General features: G+C 52.8%; 25 protein-coding genes and 1 pseudogene. 10 read left to right on the forward strand and 16 right to left on the reverse strand.

Annotated elements, in window-relative coordinates:
• Positions 1–116: 116 nt before the first annotated feature.
• On the reverse strand, positions 117–1394 hold the full coding sequence (locus tag AC3RCL_RS31030) for a BclA C-terminal domain-containing protein (RefSeq protein ID WP_492533824.1): 1278 nt from the start codon (positions 1392–1394) through the stop codon (positions 117–119).
• Between the two features lie 416 nt (positions 1395–1810).
• Here AC3RCL_RS31030 and AC3RCL_RS31035 point away from each other — a divergent pair, with 416 nt between their 5' ends.
• The 3 genes from AC3RCL_RS31035 to AC3RCL_RS31045 all read left to right on the forward strand — a co-directional run bounded on the left by AC3RCL_RS31035 (position 1811) and on the right by AC3RCL_RS31045 (position 3251).
• Complete coding sequence (locus AC3RCL_RS31035) at positions 1811–1981, forward strand: helix-turn-helix domain-containing protein (RefSeq protein ID WP_228468825.1); 171 nt, start codon at positions 1811–1813, stop codon at positions 1979–1981.
• An 80-nt stretch (positions 1982–2061) separates the two neighbouring features.
• Positions 2062–2550, forward strand: coding sequence for an RNA polymerase sigma factor (locus AC3RCL_RS31040; RefSeq protein ID WP_096775667.1), 489 nt, complete (start codon positions 2062–2064; stop codon positions 2548–2550).
• Complete coding sequence (locus AC3RCL_RS31045) at positions 2547–3251, forward strand: zf-HC2 domain-containing protein (protein WP_492533827.1); 705 nt, start codon at positions 2547–2549, stop codon at positions 3249–3251. Before AC3RCL_RS31040 ends, AC3RCL_RS31045 begins: the two co-directional genes overlap by 4 nt.
• 32 nt (positions 3252–3283) lie before the next feature.
• Here the strand turns inward: AC3RCL_RS31045 and AC3RCL_RS31050 are convergent, their stop codons facing one another.
• The 6 genes from AC3RCL_RS31050 to AC3RCL_RS31075 all read right to left on the reverse strand — a co-directional run bounded on the left by AC3RCL_RS31050 (position 3284) and on the right by AC3RCL_RS31075 (position 6664).
• Entirely contained in the window at positions 3284–3745 is a 462-nt protein-coding gene (locus AC3RCL_RS31050; protein ID WP_492536505.1) for a hypothetical protein, read from the reverse strand.
• 101 nt (positions 3746–3846) lie between these two features.
• On the reverse strand, positions 3847–4884 hold the full coding sequence (locus AC3RCL_RS31055) for an LLM class flavin-dependent oxidoreductase (RefSeq protein ID WP_492533829.1): 1038 nt from the start codon (positions 4882–4884) through the stop codon (positions 3847–3849).
• A gap of 283 nt (positions 4885–5167) precedes the next feature.
• Entirely contained in the window at positions 5168–5677 is a 510-nt protein-coding gene (locus AC3RCL_RS31060; protein WP_096775664.1) for an SRPBCC domain-containing protein, read from the reverse strand.
• A 29-nt stretch (positions 5678–5706) separates the two neighbouring features.
• Entirely contained in the window at positions 5707–6036 is a 330-nt protein-coding gene (locus tag AC3RCL_RS31065) for an ArsR/SmtB family transcription factor (RefSeq protein ID WP_015737993.1), read from the reverse strand.
• A 51-nt stretch (positions 6037–6087) separates the two neighbouring features.
• Complete coding sequence (locus AC3RCL_RS31070) at positions 6088–6246, reverse strand: hypothetical protein (RefSeq protein WP_492533832.1); 159 nt, start codon at positions 6244–6246, stop codon at positions 6088–6090.
• A gap of 61 nt (positions 6247–6307) precedes the next feature.
• Positions 6308–6664 (reverse strand): nucleotide excision repair endonuclease, encoded by a 357-nt coding sequence (locus tag AC3RCL_RS31075; protein WP_015737994.1) that lies wholly within the window; start codon positions 6662–6664, stop codon positions 6308–6310.
• Positions 6665–6826: 162 nt separating this feature from the next.
• Between AC3RCL_RS31075 and AC3RCL_RS31080 the strand changes: the two genes are divergently transcribed.
• Both AC3RCL_RS31080 and AC3RCL_RS31085 read left to right on the forward strand, forming a co-directional pair.
• Positions 6827–7138 (forward strand): hypothetical protein, encoded by a 312-nt coding sequence (locus tag AC3RCL_RS31080; RefSeq protein WP_096775663.1) that lies wholly within the window; start codon positions 6827–6829, stop codon positions 7136–7138.
• Positions 7139–7795: 657 nt separating this feature from the next.
• On the forward strand, positions 7796–9001 hold the full coding sequence (locus tag AC3RCL_RS31085; protein ID WP_492533834.1) for an MFS transporter: 1206 nt from the start codon (positions 7796–7798) through the stop codon (positions 8999–9001).
• A gap of 121 nt (positions 9002–9122) precedes the next feature.
• Here the strand turns inward: AC3RCL_RS31085 and greA are convergent, their stop codons facing one another.
• The 5 genes from greA to AC3RCL_RS31110 form a co-directional block, all read right to left on the reverse strand.
• Positions 9123–9599, reverse strand: a complete 477-nt coding sequence (gene greA / locus AC3RCL_RS31090) for a transcription elongation factor GreA (protein ID WP_015737997.1) — start codon at positions 9597–9599, stop codon at positions 9123–9125.
• A gap of 240 nt (positions 9600–9839) precedes the next feature.
• Positions 9840–11009, reverse strand: coding sequence for a mannitol-1-phosphate 5-dehydrogenase (locus AC3RCL_RS31095; RefSeq protein WP_192570238.1), 1170 nt, complete (start codon positions 11007–11009; stop codon positions 9840–9842).
• Complete coding sequence (locus AC3RCL_RS31100; protein ID WP_492533837.1) at positions 11006–11446, reverse strand: PTS mannitol transporter subunit IIA; 441 nt, start codon at positions 11444–11446, stop codon at positions 11006–11008. Before AC3RCL_RS31100 ends, AC3RCL_RS31095 begins: the two co-directional genes overlap by 4 nt.
• 16 nt (positions 11447–11462) lie before the next feature.
• Positions 11463–13532, reverse strand: a complete 2070-nt coding sequence (locus AC3RCL_RS31105) for a BglG family transcription antiterminator (protein WP_192570237.1) — start codon at positions 13530–13532, stop codon at positions 11463–11465.
• A gap of 72 nt (positions 13533–13604) precedes the next feature.
• On the reverse strand, positions 13605–15038 hold the full coding sequence (locus AC3RCL_RS31110) for a PTS mannitol transporter subunit IIBC (protein WP_015738000.1): 1434 nt from the start codon (positions 15036–15038) through the stop codon (positions 13605–13607).
• A gap of 368 nt (positions 15039–15406) precedes the next feature.
• On the opposite strand from AC3RCL_RS31110, the gene AC3RCL_RS31115 reads away from it, so the two are divergent.
• A complete protein-coding gene (locus AC3RCL_RS31115) occupies positions 15407–15865 on the forward strand; it encodes a hypothetical protein (RefSeq protein ID WP_492533839.1) in 459 nt (152 codons plus the stop codon).
• Positions 15866–15945: 80 nt separating this feature from the next.
• Positions 15946–16236: a hypothetical protein gene (locus AC3RCL_RS31120; protein ID WP_492533841.1), complete on the forward strand. Its 291-nt coding sequence runs from the start codon at positions 15946–15948 to the stop codon at positions 16234–16236.
• 112 nt (positions 16237–16348) lie between these two features.
• Here the strand turns inward: AC3RCL_RS31120 and AC3RCL_RS31125 are convergent, their stop codons facing one another.
• Both AC3RCL_RS31125 and AC3RCL_RS31130 read right to left on the reverse strand, forming a co-directional pair.
• A complete protein-coding gene (locus tag AC3RCL_RS31125; protein ID WP_492533843.1) occupies positions 16349–17977 on the reverse strand; it encodes a glycoside hydrolase family 9 protein in 1629 nt (542 codons plus the stop codon).
• 194 nt (positions 17978–18171) lie between these two features.
• Positions 18172–18864 carry an FHA domain-containing protein gene (locus tag AC3RCL_RS31130; RefSeq protein ID WP_492533845.1) on the reverse strand — a complete coding sequence of 231 codons (693 nt, stop codon included), beginning with the start codon at positions 18862–18864 and terminating at the stop codon, positions 18172–18174.
• A gap of 200 nt (positions 18865–19064) precedes the next feature.
• Between AC3RCL_RS31130 and AC3RCL_RS31135 the strand changes: the two genes are divergently transcribed.
• The 3 genes from AC3RCL_RS31135 (at position 19065) to AC3RCL_RS31145 (ending at position 22339) form a co-directional block, all read left to right on the forward strand.
• Positions 19065–20051, forward strand: coding sequence for a glycerophosphodiester phosphodiesterase family protein (locus tag AC3RCL_RS31135; RefSeq protein ID WP_492533847.1), 987 nt, complete (start codon positions 19065–19067; stop codon positions 20049–20051).
• A 225-nt stretch (positions 20052–20276) separates the two neighbouring features.
• Positions 20277–21017, forward strand: a complete 741-nt coding sequence (locus tag AC3RCL_RS31140) for a hypothetical protein (RefSeq protein ID WP_015738005.1) — start codon at positions 20277–20279, stop codon at positions 21015–21017.
• A 41-nt stretch (positions 21018–21058) separates the two neighbouring features.
• On the forward strand, positions 21059–22339 hold the full coding sequence (locus tag AC3RCL_RS31145; RefSeq protein ID WP_492533850.1) for a polysaccharide deacetylase family protein: 1281 nt from the start codon (positions 21059–21061) through the stop codon (positions 22337–22339).
• A gap of 631 nt (positions 22340–22970) precedes the next feature.
• Here AC3RCL_RS31145 and AC3RCL_RS31150 read toward each other — a convergent pair.
• Positions 22971–23465, reverse strand: a pseudogene (locus AC3RCL_RS31150) (sulfite exporter TauE/SafE family protein); the annotation flags it as partial.
• Positions 23466–23689: 224 nt separating this feature from the next.
• Complete coding sequence (locus AC3RCL_RS31155) at positions 23690–24031, reverse strand: zinc ribbon domain-containing protein YjdM (protein ID WP_096775651.1); 342 nt, start codon at positions 24029–24031, stop codon at positions 23690–23692.
• Positions 24032–24044: the final 13 nt, after the last annotated feature.

Genomic DNA, 24044 nt, shown 5'->3' on the forward strand with positions numbered 1-24044 from the left:
CGTTTCCCTCACGCCTATGCCACATGATATTCTCGAAGGCTGCGGATTATCCTTCTGCGCACCACCATCCACGCAAATAAAAAAGAGCCCAGCCGGTGGTTGGCTGGACCCGAATTCTAATCGGCTAATTTGATGATCGTTAAGGAGGCGCCGTTGCCTTGTGCAAGGGTAGCAGCACCTAATACACCATACAATTGAAGATTAAGCGCATCGCCTGCATTCAATTGTTCTATAAATTGGGCTTGAAAATGCGATTTCGACTTAATTGGAGCTTCGTCACTCTGCATAATTGGGATACCGTTTCGAGTAATCCTTGAGCCCATAAGCAAATCTGACATTAAATTAATCGTGTAAGAAATATAGTAAGTCCCTGTTTCATGAACCGTAAAAGTTGCTGTAGCTCCATTTATTGTGATTCCTGCTGCCTTCGGATTGTCCGGCAGAGGAACCAGGGTCCCACCGAGAAGTACTGCCACCGTAGCCCCTGTCATATTCCCTGCATAAGCATAAGTCCCTGTTGAACTCCCTCCGGCAGGTCCAACAGGCCCCGCTGGACCTGCGGGGCCTTGGGGTCCCGGAGATCCTTGTATCCCTTGCGGACCTTGGGGCCCTACCGGGCCGAGGTCGCCCTTATCGCCCTGGATTCCCTGAGGTCCAGGATCCCCTTGATCCCCCTTTTCACCCTGCGGACCTGCCGGGCCTTGTTCGCCTTGATCCCCCTTATCGCCTTTCGGACCCGGGGCTCCCGCGGGGCCTGGATCGCCCTTAGGCCCGGCTGGGCCAGCTGGGCCTTGGGAGCCCGAAGATCCTGAAGACCCGGACGGACCTTGCGGACCTTGGGGCCCTTGAGGCCCCTGTGGACCCTGCGGGCCCATTTCGCCAGGGTCGCCTATTGGACCCTGCGGGCCTGCCGGACCCGGCTGCCCCTGCTCCTGAGTTCCCCCGCCACTGCCATACGCAATGCTAACCAGCTGCTTTTGTTGGTTCCACTGCACCTTAGCCCCAAACACTTCCGCCAAAAAACGAAGCGGAACCATCACCCTGTTATCCAACAGTCTGGCAGGCTGGTCCAGCTTCACTTTTGTGACGATAGTGTCGTTTCTCACCGTAGCCACATCACTGCCCAGAACCAGCTCGGCAGAGACATCGCCTCGAACGGCTGTGATCTTCTTGGCAGAAGCATCCCACCGAATGGACAGGCCCAATATTTCGGTTACATGCTTAATGGGCACCAGCACTTTGCCTTTAACCATAACCGGGGCAACATCCACAGGCTTGGTTATCCCGTTGACTTGCATCGTGATGCCTGCCGCTTGCGTGACGGGTGCGATCGCTAAACTCAAGGTGAGCAACATTGCTGCCGCAAAATACAGCCGTTTTTTCTTCAACACCATTACCTCCTTATCGATCATGGAATAATTAATTTATCGGTCGAACCTACTCGCGAGTTAATATAAATAATTACACGAGAATCATGGATTTCCTGTGTACGATCGCGGAATATTAAACATTTTTTGTTAATTCCGGCCTAAGCAAAAAAGGATGAGGAATGCCCCCACCCTAAGTAAAATCCATTTATCATACGAATTTCATGTCCATTTCCTTCTGTATCTTCTCATTGCTCTTATCATAGCAGTTGATCGTATAATGAGAAGGACAATTGTCCAGTTGAGAAGGGAGCGCAAAAGAAACCCATGAAACGACTTCATGATGCAGCATTGTTCGAGACGTTCCTGTCCAATCCCAGATTGAAGCCCTTATCGAATGCCTGTTCATCGGGCTGTCGTTTGATTATATTAGGCAGCATGAAATGACGAACGCCCGCTTTACCTCCACCTTGCTTGGCACCACGCACCGACACTTGAATAGGGTAATGCATGCCTTCGCCCAAAGGGGGATCCTGGAACGAAACGGACAGACTCTCCGCATTCTGGACTGGAACGCGATGGAGACGGCCTCGAACGGCATCCGCTATGAGTAGATCGCCCGGCCGAAACTTTTTTCGCGGATTATTGTAACGAATCGGCCATGACCCGGTCATATAGGCAAGGAGGTGAACAGGTGACGGATTTGCACCAGATCTACCATCAACACTTTCAAGACGTGTATCGGTTTCTGCTGTCGCTCAGCAGAGACGAGCATGTTGCGGAAGAACTCACGCAGGAGACGTTTTTCAAAGCGCTGAAGCATATCGATTCGTTTCAAGGCACATGCAAGCTGAGCGTGTGGCTATGCCAAATCGCTAAACATACATACTTCTCCTATCTTGATAAACAAAAGCGGTATGAGCCGGCCCCGCAGATCGACCACGGCAGCGGTCAGGATATCGCATGGCAAACCGTGGAAAGGGCTGAGGCTTTTCGCATCCATCAAATCCTGCACCGGATGGACGAGCCGTATAAAGAGGTGTTTACGCTCCGAGTGTTCGGGGAATTGTCTTTTGGCGAAATCAGCCGGCTGTTTGGAAAAACCGAGAGCTGGGCAAGAGTCACCTTCTTTCGAGCCAAGCAAAAAATCCAAAGCCTGTACAAGGAGGGGAATCAATCGTGAGCCGAATATCGTGCGAGATTATTCAGGATTTGCTGCCTTTGTACCATGATGATGTGTGCAGCGCAGACACCAAAACCTTGGTAGAAGAGCATCTGGCGGATTGCCCGGAATGCCGGGAGGTGCTGAGCCATATGAGCTCCCCAATGTCGCTGCCCACCCAAACGATGGAGCAAAACAAGGATGAAGGAGCCGGATTGAGGCAAGTTGCAGCCCAGTGGTCGCGCACCAAATGGATCTCGTTTACCAAAGGTCTATTGATCAGCTGCTTAGCAGTCGGTCTCTTGTTCCTGGCATATGCGGGTCTGTTCGAATGGAACATTACAAGCGTGCCGACCCGCGTGATGCAGGTATCCGATATCAGCCAGCTGAAGGATGGGCGCATTGCTTATCACGTGAAGATGACCGACGGCTATCATGTCAACCAAGCCAGCTACGATACGGATGAGGAAGGAAACTTCTATGTGACACCCAAGCGTCCCATCATCAAATCTAAAAAATTCGCGGATATGGGACTGTCCAATATGTACTATACGAACGATATTGAAGAACGAAATGCCTACGAGAAGAGCTTTGGCGACGGCGTTCAGATCAAGGCCCTCTATTTGGGGACGCCGGATGACCGGGTTCTGATCTGGGAACAAGGCATGGAGCTGCCGCCGGCAAGCGAGTCCGTCGAGATGCAGTTCAGGAGAGACGAATAAGTATATTTTTAATCAAAAGACCATCGGATGCCCTAATGGCTTCCCATGGTCTTTTCTTGAACCTTAACCGAGCCGGCCGGATGATTACGCAGAACCTTCCGCTCGATCCCGCCGTAGATCAAGCCGATTACACCAAACAGAATGACTGCGGTGCTGACATGAAGTTCATATTCCTGTATGAATCGGTCATCATAGCTTTCGTAGAACAGCACTGTCCCGACCGCAGCCCACATCACGGCATACAGCAGGGCATACAGGATGAGTGAAGCTCTGACCCATCGAATCATGCCCATGAGCCACGATAAAGGGAGCACGATCACCGGGTATAGTAGCGAGGATATGAGAATCGGAATGATCATCAGAACAAAACCCGCATTACGAAGGCCGAAATATTCCGTCGTCGTGATCTTGTATCCTTCGATATACTCCAAGCCTACGACAGCTCCGGTAAACAGAAACATAAAGACGAACCACAACACAAAATATCTGGCCACCCGCAAGATGTACACCGCCCCGCCTGTTTATGTCATAGACGAACTCGTGCCGGAAAAAGTTACATGCGTCTTCATTTCATATCGTCAAAAAGTAATTCTGCTTACTCCGCAGGCTCGCCAGCCGCTTCCCAGCGGTCGATTTCCTTCCGGACCCGAGGGGCGACTTCGGTTCCCAGCAGTTCGATGGCTCTCATGACTTCGTCGTGAGGCATCGTTCCCACAGGCACATGCAGCATAAAGCGGGTAATGCCCACATGCTTGCGCAGGTGAATGATCTTCTCGGCGACCGTCTCAGGATCCCCTACGTACAGCGCACCTTCGAAGCTGCGGGCCGCATCGAATCTTGCCCGGTCATAGTACCCCCAGCCCCGCTCCCGTCCCAGCACGTTCATGCTGGCTTGGGTCGAAGGGAAGAACTTGTCCGCGGCCAGCTCGGTTTCTTCCGCAATGAATCCGTGGGAATGCGAGCCGATCGGCAGCTTCGACACATCATGCCCGGCATGAGCTGCCGCTTCTTTATACAGCTTGACCAGCGGCGCAAACTGCAGGGGACTGCCGCCGATAATCGCCAGCACCAGCGGGAGGCCGAGCAGGCCTGCCCGCACGACCGATTCCGAATTGCCTCCGCTTCCGATCCACACCGGCAGCGGGTTCTGAACCGGACGAGGATAGACGCCTAAGTTATGGATCGCCGGACGATGCTCGCCCTGCCAGGTGACTTTTTCCGACTCGCGGATTTTGAGCAGCAGCTCCAGCTTCTCCTCGAACAACTCGTCATAATGACTCAGATCATAGCCGAATAACGGGAACGATTCGATGAACGAACCCCTGCCGGCCATAATCTCCGCGCGTCCGTTCGAAATCGCGTCCAAGGTAGCAAAATCCTGAAAGACCCGTACCGGGTCAGCGGAAGACAGCACCGTCACCGCGCTGGTCAGCCGAATCCACTTCGTCTGCGACGCAGCCGCGGCAAGAACGACCGCAGGCGAAGACGCCGCATAATCCTTGCGGTGATGCTCCCCTACGCCATACACATCCAATCCCACCTGATCGGCCAGGACGATTTCCTCAACCACCTCGCGCAGCCGCTGCGCATGGCTTATCACTTCGCCGGTCTTCACATCCGGCCACGTCTCCACGAACTAGCTAACCCCAATCTCCATTATGATTTCCTCCTATTATGCTTTGCCGCGGTCAGAACCGCCGGCAAAGGTTATCGATGCTTCCCGCCTAGGGCAGTCCATATCGTTAATCATCTTGCAATTATCTTTATATTGAACTTTTGGTTCGGATTTTTCAAGTTACAAGTTAACTGATAACGTGAAATCGGTGGATTCGATGCATATGGAATCCAAAAATGGCCGGGATCCATACGGATTCCGGCCATGCATTTTACCTTTTAACGATGCATTTGAAATGGGCTTATTGTTTCGATGCCAGGTATTCCTCCAAGCGATCCCAGGTTTGGGTAATGCCTTCTTCCATTCCCATATCCAATACCGATTGGAGCGCTTCAGCGGATTCATATACACCTCGATTGACCAGCTTGGTCTTTCCATCCACTTCCTCAAACGTCATCGTCACCGTGGTTGCGGGCATGCCCTCCGCAATATTGCCTTCCGCATCCGAGAAATAGTCGATGTAGACGATTTTCTCCGGCTCCTCAATTTCCTGGTAGACCGATTTGCCCCAGGATTCCATGCCGTAGAAATCCCCTTGATTCTGATCCATGCACTTCATGCAGTAATGCCATTGGCCGCCAGGACGGAAATCCATGTCGGATACCGTAATGTCCCATCCGCGAGGCCCCCACCACTGCTTCAGATGCTCTCCATCGGTAAGCACCTTGAATACCAGCTCTCTTGGTGCATTAAATACGCGCTCCAGTACGATCACTTGACCTTCTACCCGTGTAATCATTTTGCTTGTCATTATATATTCCTCCTCGAATTAGATGGTGTTTACTCCTGTTTCTTCATATCCGATTGCAGCTTCTCCAAGTAATCATCCAAGTTGTCATACCGTTCGTTCCATATGCGGCGGTAATTATCGAGCCAACGGTCCAATTCCTGAAACGGCTCCGACCGCAGCATGTAATTCCGTCGGTTCGCATCCGCCCTTACCTCGACCAGTCCGGCATCCAGCAGTACCTTCAAATGCTTCGAGGCTTGAGGCTGCCGAATGTCGAGACGTTCGGCGATTTCCCCTACCGTAAGCGGCCCCTTCTGCAGGAGATTCACGATACGAAAACGGCTTGGTTCGGCTAATGCGTTAAATGTTGTCAGTTCCATCTTGTCGTGATGACCGGTACAGACCCGCTGTTATGGCGTTTACGGCGATTGTCAACTCTCTCTGTTCCCGTCACCATCATCACCTCTTTTTTCGGCTTCTTTTTTTGCTGCCGTTTTTCTTGTTTTAAATATACCACAAAGGGAATATTCCTGTAAAGGAATATTTAGATGTTTTTTCAATTTATTTTTATTACAGCGCAAAAAAAGCAACAAACGCGGCTCCTTACCTGACCTCGCTTATTGCCCCTCTTCGCTTTACCGTTCGTATTCCTTATCGAAAGAACACCTTGTCCACATTGTATTTGGCCTTGAATTCATTAATGATATAGGTTTCATATATCTCTCTATGCACCGCGTCTTCAATGACACAAACCTCGATGCTCGTCACTTCATTCCGATGCTCCTTGATCGGGGAGACGCTATCTTCAAAATGCTTCTTGATCCGAGGTCTCAGCTTTCTAGCTTTGCCAACGAACAGAAGCTCCTCCTTGCTGTTGTAGAACATGAAAATCCCACCCCGGTCTCTCGGAATCAGGTGGAAATCCGTAAATCCGTAAATATGGCTCAGTTCCGGAGCATCCTGCTTGGTTATGGTGACGTCCGGCTTGGGGATGGTTATATCGATCATGGCTAACGTTCACTTCCTCTATTCAATGTATTGACCTAAATCGTATCACTGATCGGCTCATTTGCCCATGCGGGAAATTCAACAGACCCTTAACACCCTTCTCTGGGCATTTGCATAGGATGGGATTATGTATGACTAATTCACGATGGGGGTCTTTTCCATATGAGCATTCAATATCCCGGACACCAGGAACAAACCTTATATCAAGCTGAACCCAGCATGAAGCACAACATCAAATCGGTTCGCGATCATATCCACCATCTATGCAAGCAGCATGCGAATCAGCTGGTTCGCGTCGAAACGCTTGACGGCGATGTCTTTGAAGGCACTATTATGCACTGCGAGAAAGGGATTCTGTATTTGAGCATGCCCGGATACGGAAACCAGCGCGGCTTCGGTCCCAGTTACTATAACAATGTAATCCTGCCACTTGTCCTCTTCGAATTGCTTGTCATCACCTTGCTTTACATCTAGAAGAAGGGCTTTACATTGTAGTTCGGCAAGTCTCCCGCGCACTTCCAAACCTAAAAACCCGATTAAGGAGTGAATCCTCATGGCATTTATGCCGCCGCAAGGACCCCAGGGACCGATGCAAGGGCCCTCATCCCCGCCTCCAACATCTGTCCCCCAACAGCCTATGGCCAGTACCTTCGCAGTTGATCCTGGAGCGATCAGGGGCTGTTTGTTCAGAAATACCTATATTTGGCCCACACGTGGACCCGGCTTCTGGTTTTACCCGACTTTTGTGGGCCGCACCTCGGTGGCCGGCTTCCGCTGGACGGGATGGATGTGGGTATATTCAGGGCTCGACTTAAGAAGTATCGAGTCGTTCACCTGTTTCTGATGTTCTTATATCAAAAGGAATGGGTCAATCCGCTCCCACAGGCACCTCTATAGCGCCTGCTTATGGGAAGAGCGCCTGCAATGGCGCTCTTAAGCTCTTACATGACGGACAAGCTCCTGTTCATGGAAGAGTCTACCTTAACAGGATACCCCTGTTTTACGAAAAATAAAGTTCTTGATTATCCTCCCGCCACGTTAAATAATATGTAACAGTCCCTCTATAAAACCGATAATGAAGATTGGGATTATATCTTTAACATACAGAGCAGAAAGGTTGACTTGAACACCATGGATATTTCGCAACATGCCACTGGGGAAAAAAGCGGCAAAGAACCCTTTCCCATCTCGATACTCTCTCTCACCGTGGGTGCATTTGCCATTGGCATGACGGAGTTTGTCATTATGGGGATCCTCCCCAATGTGGCCGATGATCTGAATGTCAGCATCGCGTCTGCCGGGCAGCTGATTACGATGTATGCCCTCGGGGTAGCCGTAGGAGCCCCTATTCTGACCGTCCTTACTAACCAAATTCCGCAGAAAAAGCTGTTACTGCTGCTCATGGGCCTGTTCATCCTGGGCAACGGCATCTCGGTCTTCGCTCCGAACTATGCCGTTCTGATGGGAGCCCGGATGCTGACCGCGCTGACGCACGGGACCTTCTTCGGCGTGGGCGCTGTCATCGCATCCAATCTGGTGCGGCCGGACAAGCGTGCCGGAGCGGTGTCCATCATGATGGCGGGATTAACGATAGCCAATATCATCGGGGTTCCGATCGGTACCTTCATCGGCCAAACGATGGGCTGGCGCGCTTCATTCGGCGCGATTGCCGTCATGGGCGTGTTGGCATTGATCGGCATCCTGATCTTCATACCGAAGATCCGGCAGGAGCAAGCGACAAGCATCGTTCAGCAGATCACGGCCATCATTAGACCCCAGCTTCTTCTCTTCCTGCTGATCGGCGCGCTTGGCAATGCCGGCCTGTTCGCCGTCTTCACTTATATCGCGCCCCTGCTGATTGAGATCACGGGCTTAGCGGAACCCAGCGTCACCTGGATTCTGATCCTGTTCGGTATCGGCGTGACCGTAGGCAACATCGTAGGCGGCAGGCTGGCGGACTGGAAACTGCTGCCCTCCATCCTGGGCGTTTACTTTGCGACGGCCGTCATTCTGACCATCCTCACGGTGACCATCCATCACCCGGTCACGGCTGTGCTGACCATCGTGCTGTGGGGGGCCGCCTCTTTCGCCGTTATGCCGGGAATGCAGGTGCGCGTGATGAGTCTGGCCCAATCCGCTCCTGCACTGGCCTCCACAGCAACCCATTCCGCGGGCAATCTCGGAAATGCGGCGGGCGCTTTTATCGGGGGATTGGTCATTACGCATCTAAGCTTAACGGCCCTGCCTTGGGTGGGCGCCGGATTGGTAGGGCTCGCCTTCATTCTGGGAGCAGCCTGCTATATGTATGAGCGCAAGGCTGTGACGGCTAATGCTTAAAGGGCTCCAACAGGCATGAAAAGGCGATCCCTTAACCGGGACGAGCATAAGAAAGGCGTAACCGGACATGTAGCACCCGGTTACGCCTTTTGCATCTATATATTCGTTGATCCATCGGCGATTACAGCGCCTTGATCTCCAACAATTCGTATTTCACGATGCCCATGGGCGCTTCCACATGGACCTGGTCGCCTACCGCTTTGCCCATCAGCGCTTTGCCGAGCGGGCTTTCATAGGAAACTTTGTTATTGGATACGTCGGCTTCTGCGGGGCCTACCACCTGATATTCAAGCTTCTCGCCAAATTCGATGTCGTTCAGGACGACGTTCGAACCGACGTTAACCGTGGTCGAGCTTACATCCTTAGCGTCGACGATCCGGGCGCTGTTAAGCGTTTTTTCCAGGATGATGATGCGCGTTTCCATAAATGCCTGGTCGTTCTTGGCTGAGTGGTACTCGCTGTTCTCCTTCAAGTCACCATAGCTGATCGCGAGCTTGATCCGTTCCGCTAATTCTTTGCGTTTTACATACTTGAGATCGTCAAGTTCCTCCTGGAGTTTGTCATAGCCCTCCTGGGTCAAGATCAATTCTTCTGCCATGCTCATCACATCCAATTTGTAGATTCTTACTTCTAGTGTACTCTTTATTTCGAAAATTAGCGAAAATTTTCTGAAATATTATGGATGGAATATTTGGAATTTGGTTCCATATTGTAGTTTCCAACGATAAGCGCCAACAAAGCGCACAACATCCTGAAGCATGAGGAACTCCCCGCTATGCATAAAGCCCCTGATATCTCCGCGAAGAGGATCAGGGGCTCATCATTATATTTCCAATGATTATGCATTCGCTTCGAGCTCGGCCTTCAAGGCCTCATACTGCTCCATTACCTCACCCATGATGGGATGCTCTCCGGCAATGCCGGTATATTGGGAAGCCGTGTCGCTTACGCCGATATCCCGAACGGAGGCTTGGAGTTCCACGCTTTCCGGATCTTCCGGAACATCGAACAACAGGGCTGCCGCCATGGACTTCGCCAGGCTCTTATACGCCAGTCCGCTCTCGAAAGCCAGCATGGCCGGCGAGACCAGGCGGTCGCCCGGGGACAGCTTCCGGATCGGGGAGCGGCCAACGCGCGACACCTCGTCGGTCAGCGCGGGATTGCGGAACCGCTCCAGGATGGTGTCAATATATGCTTGGTGCTCGGAAGGACCGAAGCCGTGCTTGTGTATGAGCGCAGCTCCCGTTTCTTCGAGCACCGCGCGGACATGGCCTGCCACCGCCTCGTCCTTCATGGCGTCCTGGATCGTTTCATAGCCTTTCAGAAAGCCTACATACGCAGCCGAGCAGTGTCCGGTATTCACCGTGAACAGCTTGCGTTCAATGTACGGCTCCAGGCGGTCCACGTAGTGAATGCCTTCAACGGGGACATAATCCTCAAACATCTGCGAGCGATCCACAGCCCACTCATAGAACGGCTCCACCACGACCTTCAGACGGTCCTCATGCTGCTGCAGCGGCACGATCCGGTCTACGGCTGCATCCGGGAAAGCCACGAGCCGATCAGCCTTACGCTTCGTCTCGTCATCAAGCTTCCCATAGACATGCTCTTTCAGCTGCGAGCTGCCGCCGATGGCGTTCTCGCATGCAATAATATGAAGCGGCGATGCCGAGTTCGTTTGCAGCCGAAGCTTCAGCCCCTCGGCAATGGTGCCGGCGATAAATTTCAAGATGTTGACGCCGACCGCCGTCGTGACGAGATCCGCTTCCGCTACCGCGCGCGCGGCAGCTTCCGGTTCCGAGGCGCTATTGAGAGCGGTGATGCCTTTGACCACCGTGGTCTCCTGCCCTTCGCTGGCCAGGGTTACGGGATATTCCCCGCGCGCCTTCAGCTCTGAAACCAGCTCTTCGTTTACGTCGACAAAACAAACCTCATAACCGGCCTGTGACAACAAGAGCCCTATAAAACCGCGTCCGATGTTGCCCGCGCCGAAATGGACTGCCTTCATGCGCCCATTCCTCCCTCGAAGATGGCCTGAATCTCCTCTTCGCTGGAAGCGTTCATGACCTTCTCGATGCTCTCGTCATCCGTGAAAATCATGGCCACATTCGTCAGAATCTCCATATGGTCGCCGCCGGCAGCCGCGATGCCAATGACGATGAACGCCGGCTCGTCTCCGCCGAAATCCACGCCTTCCGGAAAGCGGACGATCGACAATCCCGTGGAGATGACCATGCCTTTCGCTTCTTTGGTGCCATGGGGAATTGCAAGTCCTCCGCCCATATAAGTGGACGCAATTTCTTCGCGTTCCAGCATTTTATCCACGTAATCGGCCGATACATGGCCTGCCTGTACCAGAAGGTTCCCCGCCATGCGAATGGCTTCACTCTTGCTGTCAGCCTTTGCGTTCAGTACGACTTTATCTTTGGACAGTATGTTATTCATGTTAGTCTCCCTCTTTCTATGGTCTGTGATTGAAAAAATGCTGAAGCTCTTCCGCCAAATAGGATCGAATCTCTTCCTCGCCGCCCCGCTCCATCAGCTCGATCAGCTCGGAGCGAAGCAGCATGGCGCTGATTTCGCTGAGCACCTCCAGGCTTTCCTTCGGAAGCTGCTTCGGTGCCAGCATCAGCAGAATGACGCCCGCCTGGGCCCCATCCTCAAGCGGCGCTCGATGCGCCAGCCTGAACAGGGACAGCGAAGGCCAGGTGATATAGCGGCTTCGCGTATGGAATAAAGCCAGCGTCGTGTCGGGAATAAGCTGGGTACCCATCCGTTCGCGTTCAAGCAGGCGCTCCTTCACCATCTCCGCATCACGGAGAGCCCCTTGCTCATATACCTTGGCCAAGGCCTCGTTCAAAGTTCCCTGCAAATCATTCTGAAGATTATCCAGATGGTAGACATGGAAGCCGTCCAGAAGCGATACGATTTCGTTCATCAGGGCGGCCTGCATGCGGAGCCGCTCGAAAGATGCAGCTTTACGATCTTCCTCGATTCGGCTGACGGCAGCCCTGCTGCTGGCCGGCTCGAAGGATGTGCTCTGGATGAATCGAAGCAGCGCCTCTTTATCATCCGCCGTCAGCAGCGGGCTTAGTCTTACATATCGATCCTTCGGCAGCGGCAGATCAATGGTCGATATGATGAGATCGTATTGCTCCTTCGGGATCCGAGCCGCTTCATACCACGATACGTTGCCGAGCACCTCGATCTGCGGCATCTCCTTATTCAGCCTTGTCCCGAGAAGTCTGGAGGAGCTGAGACCGCTGGAGCATACCAGGATGGCCTTCAGATGGTGTTCCGGCTGGTTCAGCCGTTCGCTCGATGCTCCAAAATGCATAACCAGAAACCCGATTTCTTCATCCGGGATGCTTAAATCCAGCTTCAGCTCGTCGACCGAGCGCCGGACGATCCCGAACAATTCCTCATAATCCTTCCGAATCGGACTGAGCAGCGGATTTCGGATCCGGGTCCCTTCCCGAATCCGATTCAGTGCAGCCCCGATGTGCTCCACCAGACCTGCCCGCAGCGTGCGGTCCTCCTGGAACGGAATGCCGGTGCGCCCCTGAACCCGTTCAATCAGGCGATGGGCGATCTCCACCATTTCGACGTCCGCATGAACCAGCTCGCTGACCTCGGACATGTTCTTTGCCGCCTCAAACAATTGGGCGATATAGATCAATTCTGATTCGCGGAAATTCATTTCCAGTTTCTCGCCGAGGCGACCAACAAAATCCCGCGCCTCCTCGACGGAAACAGAGGAAGGAGGGTAGCTCGCAATATCGGCAGCTTCCATGTCCCGTCCCCGCTTGATCCTGTTTACGGAAACCGATAACGCGATCAGCGTGGAAGTGTAGGCACTTTCGCTAAGATCCTCCGTCCAATCCCAATTCATATCCCACAACGTTTTCTCTACATCCAGCAGAGCCGGTTTATCGATCATGGACAGCAGCCGGGCCGTCACCGGCTCCCGCGTGTCGCTGTATCCGTCACCGACAAGATCGGAATAATCCAGATATTCCTCGGCGAGCCTGCCAATCGCCCTTCGCCTTACCCCTTCCGCGCCGTCGATCTCGATGCCGTAGCCCCGGCGCCGTATGAGCTTCAGGTTAAACCGCTTCATCCACGGCTCCAGCTCATCCAGATCATTGCTCACCGTCGGGACGGTTACCTTCAAACTATGGGCCAAAGCAAACAATTTGACGGGCTCATCCGCCTCAAGCAAAGCGCACAGCATGAGGATTTTGCGTTCTTCCACGGAATAATCGGCCGGCTTCCCCGCAAGCAGGGATCGTCGCAGCAGGGACATCCCTTCGGGCTTCTCTTCTTCCAGCCGGATGCCCGTTCCCGACTTTTTGAGAAGCACAACGCCCGTACCTTGCAGGTCTTTCTCGATCTCCTCCATTTCCCGGTGAACCGTCCTGACGCTGACCCCAACGTCAGCGGCTATTTCTGCAGCCGTCATGCCATCGGTCCTGCTCATGAGGAGCAGAAGGATTTGTCGCTGGCGGGCAGTAATGTGTCCCAGATCCATGGCTCCCTTCTTCATGAAATGGAGACAACGCCGGCGTGATTACGCCAGCGTGTCATATGGTTCAAGCTTATGTTAGTCTTTGAGTCGTTCCACCAGCTCGTCATATCTCGGACTCTTCAGGAAGTTGTCGATCGAGATATGCTCGGCATTCGGATTCTTGGCGATGGCCCGCTCGGTGAGAGTCTTCTGGGTAATGACGATATCCGCATCATCCGGTATTTCGCTTACCGCCGAATTCACAACGGTAATGTTGACGCCTGCCTGCTGAAGTTTCTTACGCAATACCGAGGCGCCCATCGCGCTGGAGCCCATGCCGGCATCGCAAGCGAACACGATTTTGTTCACGTTGTCTTTGTCCAGATTGGCCACAGCCGCAGAAGCTGGGGCAACTTGGTCGTTCATGCCGCCGGTTTTCATTTCTTTCATCTTGGCGGATGCTTCTTCCAAATTCGGCTCTTCTTCTGTTTGTTTACCCGTTTTGAGCAGCAGTGCCGCAATCACGAAGGAAACGACCGTCGCAGCAAGGACACCGGCCAGCACCGGAACCAGGCCGCCCTTAGGCGCCATGGCGAAATAAGCAAGGATACTGCCTGGCGACGCAGGTCCCACGAGTCCCGCTCCAAGAATCTGGAAGGTGAAGGTTCCGGCCACGCCGCCCGCAATAGCGGCCAGGATGAGGACCGGCTTCATCAAAATATACGGGAAGTAGATCTCATGGATACCGCCCAGGAAGTGAATCACAACCGCCCCCGGAGCAGAGGATCTGGCAGAACCGCGTCCAAAGAACCAAAAGGCGAGAAGAATGCCCAGCCCGGGTCCCGGATTGGATTCCAGCATATACAGGACGGATTGACCGATCCGAGCCGATTCCTCTGTAGCGAGAGGACTGAAAATCCCGTGGTTAATCGCATTGTTGAGGAATAATACCTTCGCCGGTTCAATGATAATGTTGACCAGCGGCAGAAGGTTGGCATCGACCAGTACGTCAACGCCGGCTGAAAGAACTTTGGTAATGCCCTGCACAAGGGGACCAATTCCGGTGTAGGCCAGCAGCGTCAGCGCACCGCCGATAATACCCAGCGAGAAGTTGTTCACCAGCATCTCGAAGCCGGATTTGATTTTGCCGTCGATCAGCTTGTCGAACTGCTTTAATACCCATGCAGCCAGAGGGCCGACAATCATGGCGCCAAGGAACATCGGAATACTTGCACCGACGATAACGCCGACCGTGGCAACCGCACCGATAACCGCACCGCGTTTGCCGTGGATCATCTGTCCGCCCGTATAACCGATCAAGAGCGGAAGCAGATACTTGATCATCGGGTCAACCAGAGCTCCCAACTTCTCGTTCGGGAACCAGCCGGTCGGGATGAACAGAGCCGTAATCAGGCCCCAAGCAATAAACGCACCGATATTCGGCATCACCATGCCGCTAAGGAGCCGGCCGAGCTGCTGAACCCTTACGCGAATGCCTTTGGAAGCGTTTGTATTTGTCTCGTTGGACATCGTACTGACCTCCTAGTCATATTTGAAAATAAAGCTGAATGTTGTAGTGTTGCTTTCATCTGACACCTCTATGTTAAGTCAGCCCGGCAAAAGGCTCAACGAAAGGAAAAGCGGGTTTCGTCAAGAATATTGTTGACAAATTTTAAATGGATCATGTCATCATTATGAAAATGCAGTCCTGACGCGGTTTCATTCGTAGAACAAGCCCGCCCCTTGATCCTGTATATTCCAAGTTTCAAGCCGAAGCGGCGTAATTTCACGGATTGCGTATACCCTCGTCATAAGTTCACAACATGCCTTCGGTAAACTAAAACCATCTCGGCTAACATCGGGAATCTAAATTCAAGGTTACGGAGGTAAATTGCGAGATGAACATACAAAGAAGAAATAACAACGGCTTGCCGATGCTCTCAATCATACTGCTGGCATTGCTCGGCGTTCCCCGCGTCATTGCCCACGATTTGCAATGGGTCGATCCCCACGGGATCATCAATCGGCTGCTTGTCTTCATTCCCCCGATCGTCTGGATACTCTATGTACTCGGCAAGCGGCATCACGTTCAACATCCTTTTCTGCCCTTAATGGCCATCGGAGCCGTCTATGGGCTCTTTCTTGGCATTACGCATCAGCTGTTATGGAATATGGCCTTCGAAACGCCGCCGGCTCTAGGGGGCAATCTGGCCGACCTCCCTGCAGCAGCCAACCGCTTTTTGACCAGAACCTTCGCCTTCATCAGCAGCATCGTGACCGGTACGGTCGTCGGCAGCGTCTGCGGCATTGCTGCTACGTTGCTTCATACGCTGGTGAAGGGGAAATTAAGAGGCTAGCATCCAAACCTATCATCTGCAGCTGCATAGAATAGATAGGAGATGATGCAGCGACAGCACGGTCATTTCCCACGTTTTTCATGAATGAAGTGGAGGTGTACGCCTTGAGAACAACGTCATCGGGTCGAATTGAAAATCAGGTATACTCGAGCCGCGTCTTGAGATCAGAGTTTGACGGCAACTGGAGAACCGTGCTTTCGAAAAGCGGTTATGTCGTTTATATCGCTACTTCGAACCATGCCAAAGTCGAGGTGCTGCTGGCAGGCGGACTGACCAAGCTGCTGGTGTTTAGAAGAGGAGGAAAAGTTCTGGTCGGCGGGGGCGGAACAAGCCATTACAGCAAGCCTCACCGAGCGATCACGATAAATTAAGCCCATGCTTAACTCGACTCTTTGGAGATGGAAGAATCCTCAGTCCATTACAAAAAAAGAAACGTCAAGAATCTCTCGGCGTTTCTTTTTCTATGTAATGCTCTCTATCCTTCTATACAAAATGAGACAGCACGAACACGGCCGGCGAGTTCCAATAAATAGCCACCTCATTGGTGGAATAGCTCTCCATCACATCGGCAAAAGAGGCTGCGGGCGCCCTGCCGGCCAAGTGCTCACGCGCATAATCGTCGTGAAGCCCCTTGTTCGGACCGCCGGAGACGAGGCCCGGAACCGGCTCCTCCACGCCGTCGCCTTCGGAAGGACGGTGATGGGGATGCCGAATCGGCCTCGCCCCATATCCGGTAACATAACTTGTCCCCATCACGTTCGCCCCGAATACATAGTGCACATGCTCGTGCACATGCCGCTCAAAGTTCTCGGAACCCGACAGTCTTCCCGCCACCAGCAGGAGCATCGCGTGGTTCATGACCAGCATATTGCTGCCCCAGATATATTGATCCGGCAGAAGCGAGAGGCCATAGCCGTCCCGATCGCTGACAGCAGCAAGCTCATCCGCACGCCGTAACAGGCCCGCCATCAATTCTTGCGCCAGCTCGGGCTCTTCTTCCCGCTCCGACATCAGATAGGCAAACGTCCCGTAACCGCCCATGTCCGCCCATCCCAGCTCGTACTTTCCGAAAGAGTCCTGCTTGGCTAAAGCTTGGAAAGCCTCATGATATGGCGTCTCCCCCGTTGTACGGTATAACTCTGCCGCTGCCCAGTACCGTTCGTCCGCATCCTGGCCATCGCCATACTCGCCTGTAGCGATATCAGCCGGATTGCGGAAACCCGGCTCGTCGGGATGCTCCTCCAGCCATGCCCAAGCCCGCACCGCTGCCTTCAGGCAGCTCGCGGCGAAGGCTTCATCATAGGGAGAATAGATCCGTGCCGACATGGCCATGATACCGGCAAAACATCCGGTTGCCGTTGCGGAGATCGGCGACAAGTACAGCGGGGCCGTATCGTCCTCCGGCATGACGTCTCCCGCTGGAAACCGCAGCGTCGTGAGCTTATGGAACACGCCCCCCGATTCCTCATCCTGCATGCGCTGCAGCCAGTCCAGCTCATACCTGCATTCATGCAGCACATCCGGCATGCAGCCGTCGCTTTCAGGCAGCGGCAGCGGCTGGGCAAACGCTTCGGGGTACAGCTCGAAGGCCAGCAGCAAGTCGGCGGCGGCTTTGGCGCCAGGCACGACGTACTTGCCATAATCCCCGGCATCATGCCATCCTCCGCAAGCATCCACCCGCCGCGATTCATGTCCATGAACGATGGCCGGCGTGAGATGGCAGGCTTCATGCTTCCAAGGCCCCGCATGCGGCTCATCCAAAGCCGTCCCGCACCGGAAGTAATAAAACGCTTTCAACATTGCTCGGTGGGCATCCTCATATACATCGTCGGCAATGGCAAATGGTACCGACGACTGCCCATCCTCCGTCTCGATTCGATAGGTACCGGGTGCTTCCCATGCCGTAAAATCCCCTCTGCTTACCGTCTGTCCGCTGGACGCATCCTCTATGGCAGGCGCCGTCTGCCCCTGCCATACGACCTCGCCATTTCGCGCATTGACGATGCGAAACCGTCCGCCCTGACCGGCAATGACGGCAATCTTGGCGTCCCGGCCCCGATAACCTAACTGGTTAACGGCAATGCCGTTTTGCTGCACTTGCTCCATGTTCATCTGCTCTGCACATCCCTTTCGATTGTCGTTTCATTCGAAACTTCCATGCTATAACAGTTCGCTGGGGCCTGCCATTTCCCTCTCACCGCCATCGAATTTGTCCTGTTCATGCAAGCAAGCCCTTCCTGCATGGAGGAAGGGCCTGCCGTTTGTATGGTTCCTTGGATTTCATTGCGTTTTCGTTTTTGCGATCGTCATTCAGCCGTCGACTGCAAAATATAGCCTTTTCCCCGGATGCTCTCAATGGCCAAAATACCCCTCGTCTTCTTGCGGACCCGGTAGATCAGCGCATTCAGCTCCTCCGAGCTCACATCGGGCACTTCGTCCGTCCCGTGGCTTCGCTCGGGCCAAACGTATGCCTTGAGCTGCTCCTTGGACACGAACTGTCCTTGGTGATTGACGAGCAGCTCCATGCACTTGTACTCTTTTTCCGAAAAAACGTACACGTCCTCGCCGTATACCAGCTCCTGCTTGAAAGGATTCAGCTTAAGCCCGCCGGAGCCCTCAACCGCCGCCAGCTGCTTGATCAGCGGGGTAATGTCCATCGTCTCATCCATGCTGAGGATGGAGAAGGACAGCACGATCAGATCTCCCGCAAGCACGATGGTATCTCCATGCTGAAGGGGTATTTCATCATGGGGAGCCAGCCGTGCCTGATTAACGAAGGTGCCATGCTTGCTGTTCAGATCCTTGATGCTGAACTTCCCGTTTCGATGCAGCAGCGCCGCATGCCGCCGGGACACAAAAATATTGTCAAACGCGATATCCGGATCAAAATGCTGGCCCTTGCGGCCAAGCACCGTGATCGGTTTGGTCAAAGCTATAACGTCCCCGCGTTCGTAGGGATTTCCCCGCTCCACCATCAAAAAGGAGGATTTGTCCATCATGCTCCCTCCTGTTCCCATATACTCGCTCATTCGTATTTGTTAGTTCGTTATTATGCAATTGTTATGTTCCAGCCATTGAGTATGCGCCCAAAATCACTAAGATTGAATAAAGAAGGATATAAATAGAGAACTTCGTTTAGAGAAAGAGAAAAATATAAATCTACTATTGCATATTGTATACGATTTTGGGGGATTGGATCATGCGAAAACTAAAAAGATGGAAGAAAATCATACTGTTTTTTGTTGTGTTGCTCGTGTTTTTGTTCGTTAACAATTCATCCCTGTTCACCAAAGACCGTGACGGCGAGCCGCTTCTGCTGGCGCATCGCGGGCTTGGGCAGACCTTTACGATGGAAGGCATTGAAGCCGACACGTGTACCGCCTCCCGCATCTATGTGCCGGAGCACGCTTACCTGGAGAACACCATACCGTCCATGAGAGCCGCCTTCGAGGCAGGTGCCGATATTGTGGAGCTGGATATCAAACCGACCAAGGACGGCCAGTTCGCCGTGTTCCATGACTGGACGCTGGAATGCCGCACCAACGTGGAGGGCTCGGTCAAGGATTATACCATGGACGAGCTGAAAAACATAGACATCGGGTACGGCTACACGGCCGACCAGGGAGCGACTTATCCTTTTCGGGGAAAGGGAGTCGGGCTGATTCCGTCGTTAGGCGAGGTGTTGGAGGCGTTCCCGGACGGCGCGTTTCTGATCCATATCAAAAGCACGGACCCTGAAGAAGGAAAACAACTGGCCGATTATCTGTCCGGTCTGCCGGTGAAGCGTCTCAGCCAGCTGACCGTTTACGGGGATGACCAGCCGATCCGCACGTTAAAATCGCAGCTCCCCTCGCTGCGCGTCATGTCCATGAATACGCTCAAAAGCTGTCTCGTATCCTACGCCGGGGCCGGCTGGAGCGGCTACCTTCCATCGGTTTGCCGCAACACCCAGCTCCATATACCAGAGAAATATGCCCGTTACTTATGGGGATGGCCGGATAAATTCCTAAACCGGATGGACAGCATCAATACGCGGGTCATCCTCGTGGCCGGGGACGGCGGCTGGTCGGAAGGCTTTGACTCCGTAGCGGATTTGGAAAGGCTGCCGGACGACTACAGCGGCGGGATTTGGACGAACCGGGTCGACGTTATCGCCCCGGAGCTGACCATAAAGAAGAGGGAATAAGTCGAAGCATCGCGTTCGTTTCAATTCATGAATATAGGCGGGTCGAAAGGCCGCATAAACCGGAAGATCCGCCCTCTAAAAAGCCCCCTCTCGCTTGCGGGGCTTTTTTTTATTTTCATAGGGTCAAAGGGCAAAGTTTTTAGGGTGTTTTTACCGATGACTATTAATAGGGTCTTTTATCCTAAATTCATGCTGTATTCATTGAAATATATAGGAGTTGATATTTTGGCCAGGGAAACAGAGAAAAAGGGAATGGCCTGGTTTAAGAATGCCCGCTCGAACCAGAACCAACCCGAGAAGAACAGTGCCGAACACCAGGAAATTGCCGTAACCGTCGAAGAAGAGCCGGCATATTCCGCGGAGCCTGAACTGCCCGCCGCGGAGAGCAGCAAACATCTTTTCTCCAAGGACAACCAGGACAAAATCGGCCTCGACGTCATCGTTTCGATCGAGAACATGCTGAAGGAGCGGCAATTGCTGTCTTATAAGAACAAGGGCCTGGAGGATCAGCTATTTACCGCCAACGAAACGATCAACCGGTATAAGCATGAGCAGATCAAGCGCGATCAGTTGGTCCAGGAGAAGAACAAGGAAATCCGCGAGCTCGAGAACGTGCTGACCAACAAACAGATGAGTTACGACCAGCTGTTGGAGGATTACAAGGAATACCAGCTGACATCGAACCTGGCGTACGAGAAGCTCTCCAACCAGCTGGAGACCGAAACCGCCAAGTACAACAAGCTCTACGAAGAGTCTAACAACACCCAATATCAGAGCATGCTCAAGATCAACGCGCTTGAAGAGAAGGTGCGCGAGTTGGAGATTGCAAACCAGAAGTATGCGGAGCAGTACCAGAACATTCTGGACGATAAAGCCAAATTGATGCAGACCATCAATGATTTTACCGAGAAGATGTCCTTCTCCTTCTCGCCAAAAACATCGGCTCCCAACACACCATCGGAATAAGCATAATCACTGCATGAACATCTAGAGAAAGGAGGGCCGTCATGTCTGACTCCTATGGAAAAGTCATTGAGCTGCTGGCGATCGAGACGGATACCGGGGCTTTCGCTCTGCGAATCAAGCTATCCTTCTCGGAATCGGCGGAGCTGTTGTGGTTAACCGATCATGAAACCATAGCGAATATAACGACCGTGTCGGAATTTAACGGGGTTCACAAATACCGATTATCTTTACATACAACATGGGATGCCATCCAACAGCAATACATAGGCTCCATTACGCGTACATATCGTGACCACGGCGAGCGACTTTCATTTGCTTGCTCCGTTCACTTCAGGAACGAATTAGAGGCGATCAAGGCTATCCGGCATTTGGACGATGTATCTACCCTGTCCTTCCTGTCCGCGCCTCCATCCGAACCGGGTCCGGCCGAAGAGGTGCAGACCGATGGAAATCGAAACACCACGCGCTCTGCAAGGAAGCCGCATCGTCTTCCGCTTAAGCTGGCAAGCGCAACCTTGATGAGCTTGATTTTTGTGGTATTGCTAAGTTCATTTAATTACTCGTATCCGAGTGACATCCGGCATGAAGCTGCTATAACCGCCGCAGCGGAGGTCGAAACGGTCATCCAATTGCTTGCCGAGAACCGGAATGCGATGATCGCCAAACCTGTAGCCGCCTCCGTGGAGAAGGAAGCGGATAGCAAACCGAGGAAGGAGATCAAGACTTCGGCTGCCGTTCCACAGCTGGAGCTTAAGGATTTCATCTCCTACAGCATCCCCAAAGGGTATGTCGCCCTTACGTTCGATGACGGGCCATCCAAGCATTCCATGGATATCATGAACGTCTTGAAGAAACACGAGGTTGGCGGGACGTTCTTCTTTGTCGGCACCAATGTGAAAAAACATCCGGACTACGTCAGGGCCATCCATGCCAACGGGTACTCCGTCGGCAGCCATTCGATGACCCATAGCCAGATGCCAAGCCTTACTTATGAAGAACAAAAGGCGGAACTGACCCGCGCAGCCGATCTCATTGAGCATATTACCGATGAGAAGCTGGTGCTCTTCCGTCCGCCTTACGGTGCCTTTGATGACCGGACCGAGGCGTTAAGCCGCCAGCAACGCAATAAAGTGGTGCTCTGGAACCGGGATCCCGAGGATTGGCTGACCCGCGACGAGTACAAAATCCTGGATTATGTCCAGCACATCGAAGCTTCCGGCTCCATTATTCTCCTGCATGAATCCCAGGCGGTCGTGGATGCGTTACCGAAGATCATTAAGAGCCTGCAGGATCAAGGACTAACCATCGTCAGTCTGCAATAATCGCTATACGCTTATACAAGAAAGGCTGTGCCTTTGATGATTTGGAGCTTCCAACATCAGGTACAGCCTTTTTTAGTGAAGTATAACCGTTCCTACAGCCGGGGGCTATGTTCACCGCCGCCCAGTCTTTCTTGAAGGCTTTAACCTGTTGAATATCGAAATAGTATGGTCGAGGTGAACCTATGACAAACCGGATTCCAACGCGCAAGAAATCCATTCTTGCAATCATCGTCGTTCTTGCCCTTGCCGGCATCGTCCTCTTAGCCTGCTGGATCATCCAGAACAAGGAGACATCCTGATTTGACCGCAGCGTTCATTGAAGAGCATATGACAAACGATAACGGTACCATTGCCACCTATCTTAAACCCGCTGCTTCCGAGAATCCGGACATCGTTGCCGGTCGGGAAGCGTTATCCGAGTCGCTCGGGCTTTGGATGCAGACTGCCGTGGTATCCGGCAATCGAGCCCGGTTCGACGACAGCGTCCAGCTTCTTACCACCTATTTTCTTAATCAGGAGCAAGAGCCTTATATCCAATGGAAGCTCAGACCGGACGGTCAATCCGAAGTCACAACCAATGCGTTAGGCGATGATCTGCGAATCCTCGATGCCCTGCTGAAGGCGTTCAATCGAAGGCCAGGGTCGTCCCTCTCAGTTTGGCCTTTTGCGTATCGGTGCCCGAAAAATATAACAGCAGGGGCGGACCCGGCATGCCGATGCTCGTCGTTAGAGAGCCTGAGAGTCCTCCCACCGCCAAGTCCCTGCCGCGGCTTTGGTTTATTCTAAACTTCAGCATCAGCATGACGGTCAGGGCCAATATGATCAGACTGACGCCCAGCTTCAGATAGCCGATATCGATGAGCGAAAAAATAACGATGCCCAGAGGGAGACCTGCCGCGCTTCCGATCACCAATCGTTTAAGGATGCCGTAGTCGATGTCCTTGCGGATTTTGGCAATCAGGGCAGCCGATATGACAAGCGATAGAATCAGATTAATCTGAATGGCCTCGGCGGGCCGGAACAACAACAGCAGAAACGGCGTAGCCAGGATGGAGAACCCAAAACCGGTACTGGTCTGGAGAATCGACGCCACGAATATGATAACCGCAAATAGTATGATATCCACGCTGCACCTGCTTTCTTCACCTATTCGGGGAGCTCCTATACGAAGCAAGCCCATCCTGTCATTGTACCATAAGGCCATCCTGTCATTGTACCATAAGGCCATCACAAGACTGCTCCTCATTTGTTGCCGCAATAGGCTGCAAAAACCCTGGTTAGACGAGAAAAACCCTCCTTGATGGAGGGTTTTTGCTGCTGCTATTCATGATGGAACCGTGCTAACACATCTTAACTCTTTTTAACGAATTCCGATTTCAATTTCATGGCCCCGAATCCTTCGATCTTGCAATCGATATCGTGGTCGCCGTCGACCAAACGTATATTTTTCACTTTCGTGCCTATTTTTAATACGGATGAGCTGCCTTTTACTTTAAGATCTTTGATTACCGTTACGGAATCGCCGTCGGCCAATACATTTCCGTTCGCGTCTTTAATGACCCTCGCATCTTCCTCATGCTCCGCTTGGGACCCCGGGGTCCATTCATGAGCGCATTCGGGGCAAATCAGGAGGTTCCCATCCTCATACGTATATTCTGAATTACATTTCGGGCAATTCGGCAAAGTAGACATCGTTTCGTTTCTC

It is taken from the genome of Paenibacillus sp. MT86 (assembly GCF_058792535.1).